The 15,418-nt window shown below is 69.5% G+C and carries 16 protein-coding genes; 5 read left to right on the forward strand and 11 right to left on the reverse strand.

What is annotated here, in order from left to right; genetic code table 11:
- Positions 1–141: 141 nt before the first annotated feature.
- Positions 142–864, forward strand: a complete 723-nt coding sequence (locus CBR61_RS12520) for a M15 family metallopeptidase (protein WP_157696579.1) — start codon at positions 142–144, stop codon at positions 862–864.
- A gap of 115 nt (positions 865–979) precedes the next feature.
- Here CBR61_RS12520 and CBR61_RS12525 read toward each other — a convergent pair whose 3' ends face one another.
- From CBR61_RS12525 to CBR61_RS12540, 4 genes are all read right to left on the reverse strand, one after another.
- The gene (locus tag CBR61_RS12525) at positions 980–2,962 is read right to left on the reverse strand and encodes an alpha/beta hydrolase family protein (RefSeq protein ID WP_088914658.1); all 1,983 of its coding nucleotides are present in this window, start codon (positions 2,960–2,962) and stop codon (positions 980–982) included.
- 120 nt (positions 2,963–3,082) lie between these two features.
- A complete protein-coding gene (locus tag CBR61_RS12530; RefSeq protein ID WP_088914659.1) occupies positions 3,083–3,700 on the reverse strand; it encodes a 2-hydroxychromene-2-carboxylate isomerase in 618 nt (205 codons plus the stop codon).
- Positions 3,701–3,712: 12 nt separating this feature from the next.
- Complete coding sequence (locus CBR61_RS12535) at positions 3,713–4,930, reverse strand: trans-sulfuration enzyme family protein (RefSeq protein ID WP_088914660.1); 1,218 nt, start codon at positions 4,928–4,930, stop codon at positions 3,713–3,715.
- A gap of 11 nt (positions 4,931–4,941) precedes the next feature.
- Complete coding sequence (locus tag CBR61_RS12540; protein ID WP_088915615.1) at positions 4,942–5,478, reverse strand: TetR/AcrR family transcriptional regulator; 537 nt, start codon at positions 5,476–5,478, stop codon at positions 4,942–4,944.
- Positions 5,479–5,580: 102 nt separating this feature from the next.
- Here CBR61_RS12540 and CBR61_RS12545 point away from each other — a divergent pair, with 102 nt between their 5' ends.
- A complete protein-coding gene (locus CBR61_RS12545) occupies positions 5,581–5,994 on the forward strand; it encodes a hypothetical protein (protein WP_088914661.1) in 414 nt (137 codons plus the stop codon).
- Positions 5,995–6,040: 46 nt separating this feature from the next.
- Positions 6,041–7,375, forward strand: a complete 1,335-nt coding sequence (locus CBR61_RS12550; protein ID WP_088914662.1) for a phospholipid carrier-dependent glycosyltransferase — start codon at positions 6,041–6,043, stop codon at positions 7,373–7,375.
- Between the two features lie 45 nt (positions 7,376–7,420).
- On the opposite strand, the gene CBR61_RS12555 is transcribed toward CBR61_RS12550, so the two are convergent.
- From CBR61_RS12555 to CBR61_RS12580, 6 genes are all read right to left on the reverse strand, one after another.
- The gene (locus CBR61_RS12555) at positions 7,421–8,515 is read right to left on the reverse strand and encodes a glycosyltransferase (RefSeq protein ID WP_233996959.1); all 1,095 of its coding nucleotides are present in this window, start codon (positions 8,513–8,515) and stop codon (positions 7,421–7,423) included.
- 134 nt (positions 8,516–8,649) lie between these two features.
- Positions 8,650–9,708: a 3-isopropylmalate dehydrogenase gene (gene leuB, locus CBR61_RS12560; protein WP_088914664.1), complete on the reverse strand. Its 1,059-nt coding sequence runs from the start codon at positions 9,706–9,708 to the stop codon at positions 8,650–8,652.
- A 2-nt stretch (positions 9,709–9,710) separates the two neighbouring features.
- Positions 9,711–10,310, reverse strand: coding sequence for a DNA repair protein RecO (recO, locus tag CBR61_RS12565; RefSeq protein WP_088914665.1), 600 nt, complete (start codon positions 10,308–10,310; stop codon positions 9,711–9,713).
- Between the two features lie 10 nt (positions 10,311–10,320).
- A complete protein-coding gene (locus tag CBR61_RS12570; protein WP_088914666.1) occupies positions 10,321–12,318 on the reverse strand; it encodes an alpha/beta hydrolase family protein in 1,998 nt (665 codons plus the stop codon).
- 93 nt (positions 12,319–12,411) lie between these two features.
- The gene (locus tag CBR61_RS12575) at positions 12,412–12,663 is read right to left on the reverse strand and encodes an accessory factor UbiK family protein (protein WP_088914667.1); all 252 of its coding nucleotides are present in this window, start codon (positions 12,661–12,663) and stop codon (positions 12,412–12,414) included.
- Between the two features lie 88 nt (positions 12,664–12,751).
- On the reverse strand, positions 12,752–13,300 hold the full coding sequence (locus CBR61_RS12580) for a TspO/MBR family protein (protein WP_088914668.1): 549 nt from the start codon (positions 13,298–13,300) through the stop codon (positions 12,752–12,754).
- Between the two features lie 296 nt (positions 13,301–13,596).
- On the opposite strand from CBR61_RS12580, the gene CBR61_RS12585 reads away from it, so the two are divergent.
- Entirely contained in the window at positions 13,597–13,809 is a 213-nt protein-coding gene (locus CBR61_RS12585; RefSeq protein WP_088915616.1) for a hypothetical protein, read from the forward strand.
- Between the two features lie 109 nt (positions 13,810–13,918).
- Here CBR61_RS12585 and CBR61_RS12590 read toward each other — a convergent pair whose 3' ends face one another.
- A complete protein-coding gene (locus CBR61_RS12590; RefSeq protein WP_088914669.1) occupies positions 13,919–14,683 on the reverse strand; it encodes a TlyA family RNA methyltransferase in 765 nt (254 codons plus the stop codon).
- Between the two features lie 35 nt (positions 14,684–14,718).
- On the opposite strand from CBR61_RS12590, the gene CBR61_RS12595 reads away from it, so the two are divergent.
- Positions 14,719–15,258 carry a hypothetical protein gene (locus CBR61_RS12595; protein WP_088914670.1) on the forward strand — a complete coding sequence of 180 codons (540 nt, stop codon included), beginning with the start codon at positions 14,719–14,721 and terminating at the stop codon, positions 15,256–15,258.
- The last annotated feature ends 160 nt before the right edge of the window (positions 15,259–15,418 follow it).

Here is a 15,418-nt window from a genome sequence, read left to right on the forward strand (position 1 = left end):
CGCCTCCGAAACTAGCGATTCTTTATGCGCTCACAAGACCCCCAACGCGCTTAACCACGGGTGTATCCCGGCAGGTCCGCCGATTTGCGATGGGCGCGCCGGGGCGTTCGGCCTATGCGTTGTCCGGGCAGGAGGAGAGGCATGGCGATGAGGATGGAGACGACCGGGCAGCTCTCGCGGCGCGGGGCACTGCGGGCGGCCGGCACGGGCCTGGTCGCCGGCTGGCTCGGGGCCTGCACCCCGCGGGTGCTGACCGGCCCTTCCGCCCCTGCCCTCGCCCCGCCGGTTGACCCGCAGGCGACGGCCACGCCCGATCTTGTCGACCTTGCGCGCTTCGATTCGCGCCTCAGGTTCGACATCCGCTATGCGACGCCGGCCAACTTCATGGGCCGGGTGCTCTACCCGATTCCCAGCGCGGTGGCGCAGCGACCCGTCGCCGAGGCGCTCTCCCGCGTCCAGACCCGGGCCGAGGCGGCGGGCTACGGCCTCCTCGTCTTCGACGCCTACCGTCCCTGGCGCATCACGAGAGCGATGTGGGACCAGACCCCGCCCGACAAGCGCGAGTTCGTCGCCGACCCGAGAACCGGATCGCGCCACAACCGCGGCTGCTCGATCGACCTGTCCCTCCACCGCGGGGGTGTGGAGGTCACCATGCCCAGCCCCTACGACGACTTCACCCCCGCCGCCTACCGCTCCAACACCGCCGCCCCGCCGGAGGCCCTGCGCCTCAGCCGGATGCTGGAGGACTGGATGGTCGCCGAGGGCTTCGTGCCCCTGCCCAACGAATGGTGGCACTACGACTGGAAGGATTGGCGGCGCTATCCGGTGATGGATGTGCCGCTGGAGGCGGTGACGGCGGGGTGAGCGCGGGAGGTGTTGCGGTGTGGATCGTGGACCGCCTGTGCCGTTCGCAGCGCCAAACCGCTATTCAGCCGGTCACGATTTTTGCTGTTCATTCCCTCGCCAGCCAAGACCCCGCTCACTCGCCCGCCGCGGCCACCTGTGCGGCAGGCGCCCCGTCCGCCGGGTTGTGCTTTGCCAGAAAGCCCTCGAGCGCCTCGAACCAGGCCTGCGCATTCTCGGGCTTGGAGAAGGAGTGGCCCTCGCCCTTGATCACCAGCGTCTGCGGCGGGACCGGGGCGGTGCGGGCGGCTTTCTCGAAGATGTTGTACTGGCTCAGCGGCACGCGCTGGTCCTTGGTGCCATGCGCGAGCAGCACCGGGCGCGAAAGCTGGCCGGCGGTCCGATAGGCCGAAACCGCGTCGAGATTCGCGGTCCCGTCCTCGCCGCGCACCCGCGCCGACCACCACTTGTTGACCCGCTTGGTGAGATAGCGCCGGTCGTAGCGCAGCAGCTTCGCCCAGTCGGTCACCCCGGCCCAGCTCGCCGCGCAGCGGTAGCGTTCGGGATTGCGCAGCACCGCCCATAGCGCCGCATAGCCGCCGTATGATCCGCCCACCACGCAGACCCGCGCCGGATCGGCGATGCCTTCCTTCACGGCCCAGTCCATCGCGTCGTCGATGTCGTCCTGCATCGCGCGCCCGATCTGGCCCTCGCCCTTCTCGAAGAAGTCCCCGCCATAGCCGCCCGAGCCGCGGAAATTGGGCTGGAGCACGGCATAGCCGCGATTGGCGAGGAGCTGCACCTCATCGTTGTATTCGAGCTTGTCGCGGATGCCGTAAGGCCCGCCGTGAGGCATGAGGATCAGCGGCAGCCCCTTGGCCGCGCGCCCGCGCGGGAGGGTCAGGTAGCCGCGGATCACCGTCCCGTCGCGGGCGGTGTACTGGATCGGCTTCGGCCGCGCGAGAGCCTGGAAATCGACCTCGGGGCGATATTGAGAGATCTCCTTGAGGCTCTTGGCCACGGGATCGAACAGGTAGAGCACCCCGGGATCGCTCTCGTTGCCGGCATAGACCAGCATCTTCGCATTGTTCTCCGCACGGCTGACCACCCACACCTCGGTATCGCCGAGCGCCTTCTGCAGCGCGCGGTGTTCCTTGGCGATGGCGGGATCGAACCAGTGCACCTCGTCGCGATCGGCGGTGTAGAAGGCGGCGAAGGGCTTGCCCTGCTTCAGGGTCACGCTGTCAATGTCCCATTCGGGATGCTCGTAGATCGTCTCGACCGCCTCGCGCCGGGCGAAGTTGAAGCGCCTGAGGCCCACGCGTCCGTTCTCGCCGGCGGACAGGACATAACCCTCGTCCGAGCCGCCGATCACCTGGAGCGCGTCCCAGTAGCCCTCCTTGTCGTCCTCCTTCATCCGCGCGATCAGCGCCAGCTCGCTGGCACCGTCGGGGCGGTAGTAGACGTTGAGCTTGCCCCTGTTCCAGCCGGTGCCCATCCGCACCACGCCCTTGTCGTCGGCGACCCAGTTCCACACCCCCTCGCGCGGGGACTGGACGGTGGTGATCTTGCCGCGAGGGGCAAGGTCATGGCGCATCACCGAGGGGTAGTCGTAAATCGACTTCTGGATCGAGACGAGGATGTAGGACCCGTCCTCGGCGATGTGGATGACATTGTCGCCCTCGACCACCTCCTCGAAACGGCTGAACAGGCGTGTCAGCTCGCCGGTGCCGATCTCGACCAGGATCATGCGGGTGAAGCGCACCTCCTCGCCGAAGAAGGAGCCGGGGGTGGAGACCGAGAGCAGCAGCTTGTCGTCGGTAACCCAGCGGTACCACTCGAGCTCGTCGGCAGGGTCGGTGGCCCAAGCGCGCACGACCTGGCCCGAAGCGATGTCGGTGACGATCAGCTGCACCGCATCCGCCCCCTGGCGCACGAAGGAGAACAGGCTGCCGCCGGGCGAGAGCCGGGTGTCCCAGAAGGACGGGCGGCCCGCGAACTTGCTGGCGGGGATGAACGGCGGCGGGGCCTCGCGCTCGGCTGGCGCGGCGGCGGGCGCCGGCGCGGCCTCCTGGGCGCCTGCCGTGACGGCGGCCGACACGAGCCCTGCGGCGAGCATCGCCCGCACAAAAAATCCGCTATTGCCCCGCACGCGCCCCTGCCCCCTGTGTCAGCCCCTGATTCGCCAAGCCTATGATTTCGGCTGCCAAAGGCAAGGGGCTTGCGCCGGGTCGGCAGATCATCCGCGGCTGAGCAGCTCCTCGATCTGCCCGAGGCGTTCCTTGCCGAAGAACATCTCGCCCTGCCCCCTGGGGCCGACGAACATGGTCGGGATGCCGAAGGCGCCGCGTGCAACCACCGCGTCGGTGTTGGCGGCAAGTCCCTGCTTCACTTCGTCCGTCTGGGCGCGGGCAAAGAGATCGGCGGCATCGAACCCCGCCGCGCTGACCGCCGCACCCACCGCCTCGGGCGAGGAAATGTCCAGCCCCTCCTCCCAGATCGGGCGCAGCAGGCTCTCGGCGAACTGCACGCCGCGCCCGTCCTGATCGGCGGCGTAGAGCATGCGCTGGAGCAGGATCGAATTGAACGGGAACTGCGGGTGCATCCGGTAGCGGGTGAGGCCGTGCTTCGCGATGAACCGCTCCATCTCCAGCATCGCGTATTCGTTCTTGCCCTTCACGTCCCTGTCGCGGATCATCGGCGGGGCATTGCCGGTGAGCTTGTGCATCCCGCCGAGGAACACCGGCACGACGTCGAGCTCCGCCTCGTAGCGGCTGACGAGCTCGCGCAGCGGCCACCAGATCAGGTAGGCGTTGGGCGAGACGAAATCGAAGACGAGTTCAACGCGGTTTGCCATTGCTTGCGCTCCCTAGATGCCCGCGGCCGCGAGCGCCTGATCCATGTCCTCGAACAGGTCGTCGACGTCCTCGAGGCCCACGTTGATGCGCAGCAGACCCTCGGTCACGCCCATCTCGGCGCGGGCTTCTTCGGTGAGGCCGGCGTGGGTGGTCGAGGCCGGGTGGCACATCAGCGAGCGGGCGTCGCCGATATTGTTCGAGATGTCGATCAGTTGCAGCGCGTCGAGGATCGCGAAGGCGCGCGCGCGGCTGCCCACGTCGAAGGCGAAGATCGGCCCCGTTGCGTCCATCTGTGCGAGCGCGAGGTTGTGGCGCGGGTGGCTCGGGAGGCCCGGGTGGAGCAAGTGCCCGCCCGCCTTCGTCACCCGCGGTTCGAGGAATTCGCCCAGCGCCACGGCGCTGCGGCTCTGCTCGAAGGCGCGCAAGGGGAGCGTCTCCAGCCCTTTCATCACCACCCAGGCGTTGAAGGCCGAGAGCGTCGGGCCGGTGTTGCGCTGGAAGGGCATCAGCACCTCGTCGATCCACTGGCGACTGGCGCAGATCGCACCCGCGAGTACGCGGCCCTGCCCGTCCATGAGCTTGGTCGCGGAATAGGCAACCACGTCGGCGCCGAATTCCATCGGGCGCTGGAGCACCGGCGAGGCGAAGGCGTTGTCGACCACGGTGGTGATCCCGTGCGCCTTGGCCAGCCCGCAGACGTAGGCGAGATCGACGATGTCGAGCGTCGGGTTGGCCGGAGTCTCGAAGAAGAACACCTTGGTCTCGGGCCGTATGGCGGCCTCCCAGGCGGCATTGTCGGCGCTGTCGATAACGGTGGTGGCGATCCCGAACCTGGGCAGCAGCGTATCGACCAGCCAACGACACGAGCCGAAGGCCGCGCGCGCAGCGACGACGTGATCGCCGGCGGACAGCTGGCACAGAAGCGCCGCGGTCATCGCCGCCATGCCGCTCGCCTGCGCGCGGCAGGCCTCGGCCCCCTCGATCAGGGCGATGCGTTCCTCGAGCATCGCGACCGTGGGGTTCTGGAGGCGCGAATAGGTCATCCCCACCGCCTCGCCCGCAAAGCGGTCGGCGACGGTCTGGGCGTCGTCGTAGGTGTAGCCCGAGGTGAGGAACAGCGCCTCGCTGGTCTCGCCGTGTTCGGAGCGCCAGGTGCCGCCGCGCAGCGCCCTCGTTGCGGGGCGCCAGCGCGCGGTGGCGGCGCGGTCCATGCCGGTGGTCTTCTTCATGGGGCGCGTCTCTAGGACGCCAGCAGCCCGCCCGCAAGCAGGCCTTCGCGCGCGGTATCTTCGTGACCGAGCGAGGAGAGCATCAGCGTGCCCTCGATCACCGTCAGCAGCAGCCGGGCGCCGCCCGCGGGATCGGGATCGCCCGCGGGCATGTTGCCTTCGAGCCAGACGAGCAGCTCGTTCACCATGCCCCGCGCCGCCGTGCGGAAGCCGGGCAGATCGCGCGCAGCGCCGCCGACGATCTCCCACCACAGCTGCATGAAGGGCTGCGCCTCGGGCGCGGCGTTCTGTTCCAGGATTCGCGCAAGCAGCGCGGCGCGCGTGGCGGGGCGCGCATCGGCGGTGATGACCGCCTCCAGCCCCGCGGCATAGACCCCGGCAGCAAAGGACAGCAGATCGGCGATCAGCTTCTCCTTGGTGCCGAAGTGGTAGATCAGCATCCGGTCCGAGGTGCCCGCCGCCTTGGCGAGCGGCCGCAGGCTCGCCTGGCCGAGCCCGTGCGCGAGCACGTGCCCCAGCAGCAGGGGCAGCAGGCTGTCCTTCGACATCGGGGGCTTTTTCGCGCGGGGCGCCATGGCGGGCTTGTAGCGGCCGGAAGGGCTTGCTACAAGCGCGTGTAGCGTTTGCTACATAACAGAGGATTTCCCGCCATGCCCGAAAGCCTTACGCCTTTTCTTGCGCTCGCCGGTGGCGGGCTTCTCGCCGGGGTCGCCGCGATCCTGATGATCGCGCTGCGCCCCGGCGCGCCCGGCAATGCGCTGCTCGCCGGCACCCTGTCGGCAGGCTTCGCCGGGTTCACCGCTGTCACCATCGCCAGCGAGGGCGTGTTTCCGGTGATCCTCAACCACACCGGCAACCTCTGGGGCGTGCAGGTGTGGTGGGACCTGCTGTTCTCGCTCGGCGTCGCCTTCTTCCTGATCCTGCCGCGTGCCCGGGCGCAGGGGATGAACGTGCCCGCGTGGACCGCCTTCGTCCTCGCCACCGCCAGCATCGGCCTCTTGGCGATGGCCGCGCGGCTGTTCTGGCTCGAACAGGACGGCGCAAAGCAGGCCGTGCCCGCATAATCGCGCTTGCCCGCGGGGCTGGCCGTCCTTAAGCGCCGGCCCCGTCATGGCCGAGGCGCAAGCGACCCTCTCCCCCGCCGCCACCCCGCCCCCGCGCCCGCGCGATCCGCTGGCGTGGATCGCCGCGCTGACCGGCCTCTTCGCGCTGCTCACCGGCTGGCGGCTCGGCATCCCCTCGATCGAGTATTTCGACGAGGTCCACTACGTCCCCGCCGCACGCGAGATCCTCGCCCTGATCGAGGGCGGGCACGGGGCCTATCGCAACCGCGAGCACCCGCTGCTGGCGAAGGAGCTGATCGCGCTCGGCATGGCGGTGTTCGGCGACAATCCGCTCGGCTGGCGGGTGGTGCCGTGGCTCGCCGGGGTGCTGGCTTATTTCGCGGCGCTGCGGGCGCTGTGGCACGCCAGCCGCGACCGCTTCGCCACCCTCGCCTTCGGCGTGCTGCTGGCGACGGGCTTCCACCTCTTCATCCACGCCCGCATCGCCATGCTCGACATGGTCATGATCGCCGCGCTGGCGAGCGCCGCGTGGAACTTCGCCGCCGCCTGCGCCCAGCCCGAACAGGGCCGCTGGCGCCTCGCGCTGACCGGAATCGCCCTCGGCTGCGCGCTGGGGGCGAAGTGGAACGCGATACCGCTCGCGATGATGCCGGGGATCACCTTCTTCCTCGCCCGCCTCGCCGCCGGACGCCGCCGCCTGTTCCTCAGCCGCCGCGGCGCGCCGGTGCCGGGGATCACGCTGGTCGAGGCCTTCGTGTGGCTCGGGATCGTGCCGCTTGCCGTCTATGCCGCGACCTTCATTCCCGGTTACTGGCTGGCCGAGTATCTCCACCCCTCCCCGCTCGCGGAAAAGGGGCTGATCGGGCTGCACCGCGAGATCTTCGAGCTGCAGAGCCAGCTCATGACCCCGCACCGCTACATGAGCCAGTGGCCGCAATGGGTGCTGAACACGCGCGGGATCTGGTATCTCTACGAGGTCGTCGACGGGGCGCAGCGCGGGGTGCTGCTGGTCGGCAATCCGCTGACGATGTGGCTCGGCCTGCCGGCGCTGGCGTGGTGTCTTGCGGCGGGCGTGTGGCGGCGCGAGCCGGCGCGGCTGGCGGCGGCGCTGGGCTATGCGGCAAGCCTCGGCCTGTGGCTGGTCGCGCCCAAGCCGGTGCAGTTCTACTATCACTATTTCGCGCCGAGCTTCTTCCTGCTCGCTGCCCTCGCGCTGGCGTGCAGCGATCTGAGGCGCCTGCCTTACGGCACCTGGATCGCCTGCGGCATCCCCGCCGCCTCGGCCGGGGTCTTCGCCTTCTTCTTCCCGATCATCGCCGCCCTGCCGCTGAAGGGGCCGAACAGCTTCGTCACCTGGATGTGGCTGGCCGGATGGTGGTGACCTGCCTCGTCATTGCGAGCGCTCCTCGCAATGACGAAGCCTAGTTCAGAACCTTCCCCACACGAAGCGGCTCGACAGGGCGTAGTTCCACACCGAGCCGACCACGATCCCCGCTAGCGCCGACAGCGCCCAGAACACGCCCTGGCCTTCCATGAAGGTCGCGATCGCGACATTGGCGAAGGCCCCGACCGCGCAGGTCGCGATGAAGCCGAGCCAGCCCCGCAGCAGCGGGACGAAGCCCACCAGCCGCTTGTCGCGGTAGGTCAGCCAGTTGTTGAGCCAGAAGTTGAAGCTCATCGCCACCAGCACGGCGGCGGTCTGGGCGATGGAGAACCGCTCCCCCAGCGCAAAGAGCAGCACCGAGAGCACCGCGAAGTGCACCACCACGCCCAGCGCGCCGACGGTGCCGAACAGGGCGAAGCGGGTCGGGATCACCCGCCCGAGGGTCTTGTCATAGAGCCCGGCGAGGAAATCGAACAGAATGGCGCGGTCCAGCTTGCTTTCTCCTTCCCGGCGGGCGGCGAAGTTCAGAGGGAATTCCTTCACTTTCATCGGCTCGTCGGCGGTCGCGAGCAGATCGAGCAGGATCTTGAAGCCGATCGCCGAAAGTCGCGGCGCGAGCGCGCGGGCGGTGGCGGCGGACAGCATGAAATAGCCGCTCATCGGGTCGCTGAGTTCGACGCCGGTGATCTTGCGCGCAATGGCGTTGGCGTAGGTCGAAAGCTTTTCGCGCTCGGGCGCGGCCCAGTCGGCGGTGCTCGCCCCTTCGGCAAAGCGGCTGGCGACGCAGATCTCGGCCTCGCCCGCCTTGAGCGCTGCGAGCATCCCCGGCAGCAGCGCGGGATCGTGCTGGTGGTCGGCGTCCATCACCGCCACGAAGGGCGCCGCGGTGGCGCAGAAGCCCTCGATCGCGGCACTGGCAAGGCCCCGACGCCCGATGCGCTGGATCACCCGCACCCGCGGGTCAGCGAGCGCGAGGGCGCGGGCCTCGTCGGCCGTGCCGTCCTTGCTGTCGTCGTCGACGATGATCACTTCCCAGCGCGCCGCCGTGCCGATCGCGCGGTCGATCCGCTCGACCAGCGGGGCAAGGTTGCCGCTCTCGTTGAGGGTGGGCAGGATGATCGCGAGATCGAGCGTCATGGGTGCGGGTGCCGGCCAGCTTTCGGCGAGGTCGTCCTCGCAGGCGTCGGCGCGCAGGAAGAAGGGCTGTTCCATGCCCCCCATGTGCACCATAATCCTTTATAAACCATAACGCGCAGGGCCCCCGGGCCGCGTCAGAGCCGGTCGCGCACCGCGGCGCCGATCGCCGCCGTGCCGTGGCTGCCGCCGAGATCGCCCCCGAGGATGCCGTCGGCGAGCGTGCGCGCCACCGCCGCCTCGATCCGCGCCGCCTCGGCCTCGCGGGCGAAGGAGTGGCGCAGCATCATCGCGGCGGAAAGGATGGTCGCCATCGGGTTGGCCTTGCCCTGCCCCGCAATATCAGGGGCGGAGCCGTGGATCGGCTCATAGAGGCCAAAGGTGCCGAATTCCGTCTGCCGCTCGCCGAGCGAGGCGGACGGCAGCAGCCCGATCGAGCCGACCGCCGCGCTGGCGAGGTCAGAGAGGATGTCGCCGAACAGGTTGCCGGTCAGCACCACGCCGAAACGGTCGGGGTGGCTCACCACCTGCATTGCGGCATTGTCGACATACATGTGATCGTGCGCGACGCCCGGATATTCGGCGGCGACCTCCACCACCACGTCGCGCCACAGCTGGCTGGTTTCGAGCACGTTGGCCTTGTCGACGCTGGTGAGTGTCTGGCCGCTCGCCTGCGCCGCGCGGAAGGCGACATGGGCGATGCGGCGCACCTCGTGCTCGGCATAGGACATGGCGTCCCAGCCCTCGCGCTCGCCCGCATCGGTGGTGCGGCGGCCCTTGGCACCGAAATAGACGTCGCCGGTCAGCTCGCGCACGATCAGCATATCGAGCCCGCCCGCGATGTCGGCGCGCAGGGGGGAGAGGCGCTCCAGCCCCGCGAAGACCCGCGCCGGACGCAGGTTGGCGAAGAGGCCAAGTTCCTTCCTCAAACCGAGGATCGCCTGCTCGGGGCGCAGGTGCCGCTCGAGCGCATCGCAGGCCGGATCGCCGACCGCGCCGAACAGGATCGCGTCGGCCGCGCGGGCCATGTCCAGGGTCTCCTGCGGGAGCGGGTGACCATGGCGATGCCAGGCCGCGCCGCCGACATCGCCGGTGAACAGCGTCAGGCCCGGCAGGCCCAGCATCTCGAGCACGGCGACCGCCTCTGCGGTGACCTCGGGGCCGATCCCGTCGCCGGGCAGAACTGCGATCTTCATTGTCACCCCATGCGCTCGAGCCGCTCGGTCAGCAGCTTGCGCGCGCCCATAACATCGCTTTTCGGCCCTGCAAGCAGGTAGTGCGCGAGGCGCTTGCCGAGGCTTGCCAGTTGCGCCATCTGCCCCGCCCAGTCGGGCGCGGGCGGCGGGGCCTGCCCGCCATAGCCCAGCTCGCTCAGCAGCAGCGTCTCGTAGGCGACCAGCCCGCTCACCCAGCCCCGCGCCGAGGGGGCGATGGCGACCGCCTCGAGCAGCGCATCGAGCGCGGCGTGGAGCGCGGGGTAAGGCTGGCGCTCGGGCAGCGCGGCCGCCGTCAGCGCGCAGGCCCACTGGATCGCGGACGCCGGCAGCGGCTCGGTGATGAGCGCCGCGCGCGAGTGCTCCAGCTCCAGGCGCGCAAAGGGCAGCTGGCTCCCGGGCCGCGTGGTGAACTCCGCCGCGACGCGGTTGCCCGGCACCATCACCGCGCGCATCTGCCGCCCCCGCCCGCCCGCGACATAGGCCGCGACCAGCCCCTGCTCGCGGGTCAGCAGGCGCACCATCGCACCCGTCTCGCCCTGCTGGCGCGAGGCGAGCACGATCGCCGCGGCGCGCTGGCTCATGCCCGCCCGCTCATTCCCCTGCGCCGAGCCCGAGCTGCTGCTCGACGAACTCGGCCTGCTTGCGGAAATAGAACAGCTGGTTGGCGAGCTTGCGCCAGCCGTGGCCCTCGTCGGGGATGCGGATGAAGGGCGCATCGATGCCGTTCGCGCGCAGGGTCTTCACCATCACCTCGGTCTCGTAGATGTCGATGCGCGGGTCCATCACCCCGTGCGAATAGAGCACCGGCACGCGGATCTGCCCGGCCTTCCGGATCGGTGAATTGACCTTGTAGAACTCGCGCCACTTCGGCTCGGTGATGTCGCCGTACTCGATCCGGTCGGCAGCCTTGAGGGCGGGCGAGGCGATCTCGAGCGCGGTGATCCAGTCCGCCACCCCGAACAGCGAGACCCCGGCGGCGAATTCGCCCGGATATTCGGCCAGCACGGCGTTGACCATGTAGCCGCCATAGGAGCCGCCCATCACCGCGGCGCGTTTGCCGTCAATCAGCCCGTCCTTCGCCAGCGCGGCCTTGAGATCGACGAGATCGCGCACCGAATCGAGCCGCCTCTCGCGATCGTCGAGCGTCGAATAGGTCCGCCCCAGCCCGGTCGAGCCGCGCACGTTGGGCTGGAACACCGCAAGGCCCCGCCCGGCGTGATACTGTGCGACCGGCTCGAAATTCGCCGCGCTCTGGCCCGAGGGCCCGCCGTGGACGTCGAACAGCACCGGCGGCGCCCCGGCCCCGCGCTTCGCGCCGGGGGGAAGATAGAGCAGGCCCTGCAACTCCACCCCGTCGCGCGCCTTGTAGCGCACCACCTGCGGGCGGATCAGGCGGGCGGGATCGATCCCGGCGAGATTGGGCGCGAAGACCTCCCGCGCGGTGCCGCCTGCCGGATCGACGATCCAGATCGCGCCGGGCGTCGCCCAGCCGTTGACGGTGACGAGGAGCTTTGCCGGGCTGCCCTCGCAATCGAGCCGGTACTTGCCCTCGGGCAGCTGCGGCACCGCGAGCGCGCGGTTAGCGGTCCGGTCCCAGCCCTTGAGGGTGTCGAACCCGTCGCGGTTCTCGGTCCACAGCAGGTATTGGCCGTTCGCGCCGCACAGCTCGACATTCTCGACATCGCCGCCGGCAGCCGCGCCGGGGGCGACGACCTCCAGTCTGCCGCTCGCCACGTCGTAGCGGGTGAGCGCGCCGAATTCGCGGCCCTCGTTGCTGGAGAAATAGACCGAGACCGAATCCGGCGTCCAGGCAAAGCCGCCCAAGGTGTGGCTGGCGCGCTGCTCCACGGGGGGCTTGGCCACGGGCTTCAGCGCCTTGGTCGTGAGGTCGAGCAGGTAGAGGTTGTCGGCATCCTCGCCGACGATGTCGGTCACCAGCGCATATTTTCCGTCTGGCGAGATCGACTGGGCGACAAGGCCGAGTTCCGACTGGACGATCAGCTCGCTCGCCCCTGCCAGCGTGCCGCGATAGATGTCGAACACGCCGGTTCCGCGCGCGGTCGAGGCGTAGATGTAGCTGCCGTCCGCCGCGAAATCGCCGAAGGCGCGGAAGTCGCCGCGCTGGGCCGGCAGGATCGCGGTCTCGCGCGCGCCGTCGGCGGTGATGGTGAAATAGCCGGGCTGCTCGTTGCCGTCGCGGTCGGCGGAATAGAACAGCGAAGTGCCGTCAGGGGTCCAGACCGGCGCGCCGACGCCGGTGCGGAATGTGAGCTGGCGCGGCTGGCCGCCCGCGACGGGCATGATCCACAGCTCGCTCTGGCCGGTCACGTCCCAGGCGAAGGCGATCTGCGAGCCATCGGGCGAAAGCCGCGCCGCCCCCGCGCCGCCGGCGAGCAGGAAGCGGGCAATGTCGGCCGGGTATTCCCCCGCCCGCCCGATCGTGACCGCGCCGCCATCGGGCTCGATCGCCTCGATCGAAAGGTCCGCGCCCTTGGCCCCGCCGAAGCTTTCGGCCTTGTCCTGGGCGACAGACGGCGCGGCGCACAGGGCCAGCGCCGCAGCGGATGCGAGGAAGGGATAACGGATCATGTATGAAGGCCCCCGGATGCATAGCGATCGGAAAGCCGGCAGATTAGTCGAACGCCCCGCGCGCGCAATCCCGCGCGGGTGCGGCAGGCGTGGCTATTCGCCCTTGGCCTTCGCCTCGAGGGCCGCGAGCCGCGCCTCGAGCGCATCGGCCTGCTCGCGCGCCTTCTGGGCCATCGCCTTGACCGTCTCGAACTCCTCGCGGGACACGAAATCGATGCCGCCGAAGGCCTCGCGCATCCGCTCGCGCGCGCTTTCGCGGGCTTCGCGGGTCATGCCCGCCATCGTCCCGGCGGCGCTGTTGGCGAGTTTGACGAGGTCGGCGATGATCGGGTTCTGGCTCTGCATTCTCTCTTTTTGGGGGCGCTTGCGCTGAAGTGCAAGCACCCTCCTCGATCTCACGACCTGAAGGTCGCGTTGCTGGCCCGCTGTTCCCTCAGAACTCGACCTTGGTCGCCGCGCCGCTTGCGTCCTTGGGGCCGCCATCGGGGTTGGCGGCGATGAACTGGTAGTTGAGCACGCCCGCAAAGCACAGCCAGCCGAGATAGGGCAGCAGCAGCAGCGCCGCGCTGCGCCGGACCCGCGCGACCAGTGCCAGCGCGATGAGGAGGCTAGCGATCCCGACGCCCAGCACCATCAGCCCGGCGAACATGTCCTGCATCCCGAAGAACACCGCGGTCCAGCTCTGGGTTATGGCGAAGTGGATCGCGAAGGCGACCAGCGCCGCTCCCCGCCCGTGCGCGCCCCAGGCGCTCGCCACCAGCGCCAGCGCGAGGCCGATCAGCACGAACAGCACGCTCCACACGATCCCGAAGGCGGCGGGCGGCGGATAGGTGGCAGGCTTCACCAGCCCGGCGAACCACGGCGTGTCCGGTCCGCCCAGTTGCCCTGCGGCGAAGCCGATCAGCAGCACCAGCGGCACCATGAACAGCGCCCAGCGCAGGAAGCTGGCACGCAGCTGGGCAGGTGAGGCAAGTACGTTCATCGGCTTACGGTCTCCGGCAGGCGGGAGCGCCGCGATACCAGAGCCTTGCGCCAGCGCCAACTTTCGCGCCCGCGCTTGACCCGCATTGGGCCACGCTCCGCATCTCTACGGAGGGGGCCGGCAAAAATTGTGGTGAAATTTGGGCAGATCGTCACGAAACCTTTGCAGGTGCCGCAATCTGTCTGCTAGAGGCTGCCACATTCCTGCCGTGATTCGAAAGCGCGTTGGCGGCAGGGAGTTCAAAATAACGCGCTTTGCTCATTACCGGCCCTGACCGGCCGATAGGGGAAATGACCATGAAGAAGATCGCTCTCGTCGCCGTCGCCGGCCTCGCCCTCGCCACCGCCGCTTGCTCGAAGCCGGCTGAAGAAGCTGCCACCGAAGCCGACACCACCGCCGTCACCGAAGACGCGATGGCTGTCGAAACCCCGGCCGCTACCGAAACCCCGGCCGCTGACGCGATGGCTGCCGAAACCCCGGCCGCTACCGAGACCCCGGCTGCCGAGTAATCCTTCGGGCCCAGTGCCTCAAGGACTACCGGTTCCGGCCTAGCCGGAAACCAGGTTCAAGAAAGGCCGGTGGCAACCTTCGGGTTGCTGCCGGTCTTTTCTTTCGTGCCTATCCCCGGTGGGCGCTGATCAGGAATTCGACATTGCCCTGCGGCCCGGTGATCGGGCTGGTGGCGATGCCCTGGACCGTCCAGCCGAGCCCCTCGAGCCAGCCGCGCACCTCCTCGCACACCCTTTCGTGAAGGGCCGGATCGCGCACCACCCCGCCCTTGCCGACTTCCTCGCGTCCGACCTCGAACTGCGGCTTGATGAGCGCGACGAGCCGGCATTGCGGGGCCGCCAGCTGCAAGGGCACCTCGAGCACCTTGGCAAGGCTGATGAAGCTCGCATCGCACACCACCCAGTCGCAAGGGCGGGTGATGTGATCGCGAGTCAGGAGCCGGGCGGAAAGCTGCTCGAGCACCGTCACGCGCGGGTCCTCGCGCAGTTTCCAGGCGAGCTGGTTGGTGCCGCTGTCGACGCAGAAGACGTGCTCGGCCCCGTGGGTCAGGAGCACGTCGGTGAAGCCGCCGGTCGATGAGCCGATGTCCATCGCAACCGCGCCGGCCGGATCGAGGCCGAAATGCTCCAGCGCATGGGCGAGCTTGATCCCCCCGCGGCTGACCCACGGATGATCGCGCCCGCGCACGGTCATCGCGATGTCGTCGGCCACCTGTTGCCCGGGCTTGTCGACCTTGTTGTCGCCGATGAACACCAGCCCCGCCATCACCAGTGCCTGCGCGCGGGCGCGGCTTTCGGCGAGCCCGCGCTCGACCAGCAGCTGGTCGACGCGGCGCTTGGGCGCTTTCGGGGGACGAGGAGGGTGGTCGGGCATGGACAAGCACCGGCTGTAGCGCGCACAATGCCGGGATGAAAGCCGCTCTCCCGCTTCTTGCCGGCGCCCTGCTGCTTGCCGGCTGCGTCGCCCCGACCAAGGCCCCGCCTCCGCCCGCCACCGCCACGGCGCCCCGCCCCGCTCCGGCGCGCCCCGCCCCCGCGCCGGCGGTCCCGCAGGCCCCACCGAGCGCGAACTGGATGGACGCGCCCGCCACGCCGGGCAACTGGCGCTTTGCGGCGCAGGGCACCCGCAGCGAGGCGAGTTTCTGGAGCGCAGGCGGGGCGCCGATGCTGCGCCTGCGCTGCGAGGCCGACGCCCGCCGCATCGTCCTCTCGCTCCCCGAAAGCGGCGCGAGGAGCCCGGTGGTGACGCTGCGCACCGAGACGCTCACCCGCACGCTCGCGGCCCAGCCCGCAGGGCGCGAGACGCTGGCGGCGCTCGACCCGTCCGACCCGCTGCTCGATGCGATGGCGCTGTCCAAGGGGCGCTTTGCCGTGGAGGCGGACGGGTTGCCGACGCTCTACCTGCCGAGCTGGGCCGAGGTTAGCCGGGTGATCGAGGATTGCCGCTGAATGTTGTTTGCGCGCGTGCGCTCGCGGTCGCGGCGCGCGCCGGGGAGCAACGGCGCTTCCATCCGATTCCATACATTAATATCCACAGGGCTGTGCCCAGCCTGTCCACATCCCCCGGCGGCACGAAAAAGGCGCCCGAGGTTACCCCCTGGCGCCGGTC

Source organism: Porphyrobacter sp. CACIAM 03H1 (assembly GCF_002215495.1).
GTDB lineage: Bacteria > Pseudomonadota > Alphaproteobacteria > Sphingomonadales > Sphingomonadaceae > Erythrobacter.

Excerpts from the sequence above, each read along its gene's own strand:
- CBR61_RS12575 (WP_088914667.1), bottom strand. The coding sequence starts at position 12,663 with ATGCAGAGCCAGAACCCGATCATCGCCGACCTCGTCAAACTCGCCAAC.
- CBR61_RS12525 (WP_088914658.1), bottom strand. The coding sequence starts at position 2,962 with ATGCTCGCCGCAGGGCTCGTGTCGGCCGCCGTCACGGCAGGCGCCCAG.
- recO (WP_088914665.1), bottom strand. The coding sequence starts at position 10,310 with ATGAGCCAGCGCGCCGCGGCGATCGTGCTCGCCTCGCGCCAGCAGGGC.
- CBR61_RS12540 (WP_088915615.1), bottom strand. The coding sequence starts at position 5,478 with ATGTCGAAGGACAGCCTGCTGCCCCTGCTGCTGGGGCACGTGCTCGCG.
- CBR61_RS12555 (WP_233996959.1), bottom strand. The coding sequence starts at position 8,515 with ATGACGCTCGATCTCGCGATCATCCTGCCCACCCTCAACGAGAGCGGC.
- CBR61_RS12535 (WP_088914660.1), bottom strand. The coding sequence starts at position 4,930 with ATGAAGAAGACCACCGGCATGGACCGCGCCGCCACCGCGCGCTGGCGC.
- CBR61_RS12570 (WP_088914666.1), bottom strand. The coding sequence starts at position 12,318 with ATGATCCGTTATCCCTTCCTCGCATCCGCTGCGGCGCTGGCCCTGTGC.
- CBR61_RS12585 (WP_088915616.1), top strand. The coding sequence starts at position 13,597 with ATGAAGAAGATCGCTCTCGTCGCCGTCGCCGGCCTCGCCCTCGCCACC.
- CBR61_RS12550 (WP_088914662.1), top strand. The coding sequence starts at position 6,041 with ATGGCCGAGGCGCAAGCGACCCTCTCCCCCGCCGCCACCCCGCCCCCG.
- CBR61_RS12545 (WP_088914661.1), top strand. The coding sequence starts at position 5,581 with ATGCCCGAAAGCCTTACGCCTTTTCTTGCGCTCGCCGGTGGCGGGCTT.
- CBR61_RS12580 (WP_088914668.1), bottom strand. The coding sequence starts at position 13,300 with ATGAACGTACTTGCCTCACCTGCCCAGCTGCGTGCCAGCTTCCTGCGC.
- CBR61_RS12590 (WP_088914669.1), bottom strand. The coding sequence starts at position 14,683 with ATGCCCGACCACCCTCCTCGTCCCCCGAAAGCGCCCAAGCGCCGCGTC.
- leuB (WP_088914664.1), bottom strand. The coding sequence starts at position 9,708 with ATGAAGATCGCAGTTCTGCCCGGCGACGGGATCGGCCCCGAGGTCACC.
- CBR61_RS12530 (WP_088914659.1), bottom strand. The coding sequence starts at position 3,700 with ATGGCAAACCGCGTTGAACTCGTCTTCGATTTCGTCTCGCCCAACGCC.
- CBR61_RS12520 (WP_157696579.1), top strand. The coding sequence starts at position 142 with ATGGCGATGAGGATGGAGACGACCGGGCAGCTCTCGCGGCGCGGGGCA.
- CBR61_RS12595 (WP_088914670.1), top strand. The coding sequence starts at position 14,719 with ATGAAAGCCGCTCTCCCGCTTCTTGCCGGCGCCCTGCTGCTTGCCGGC.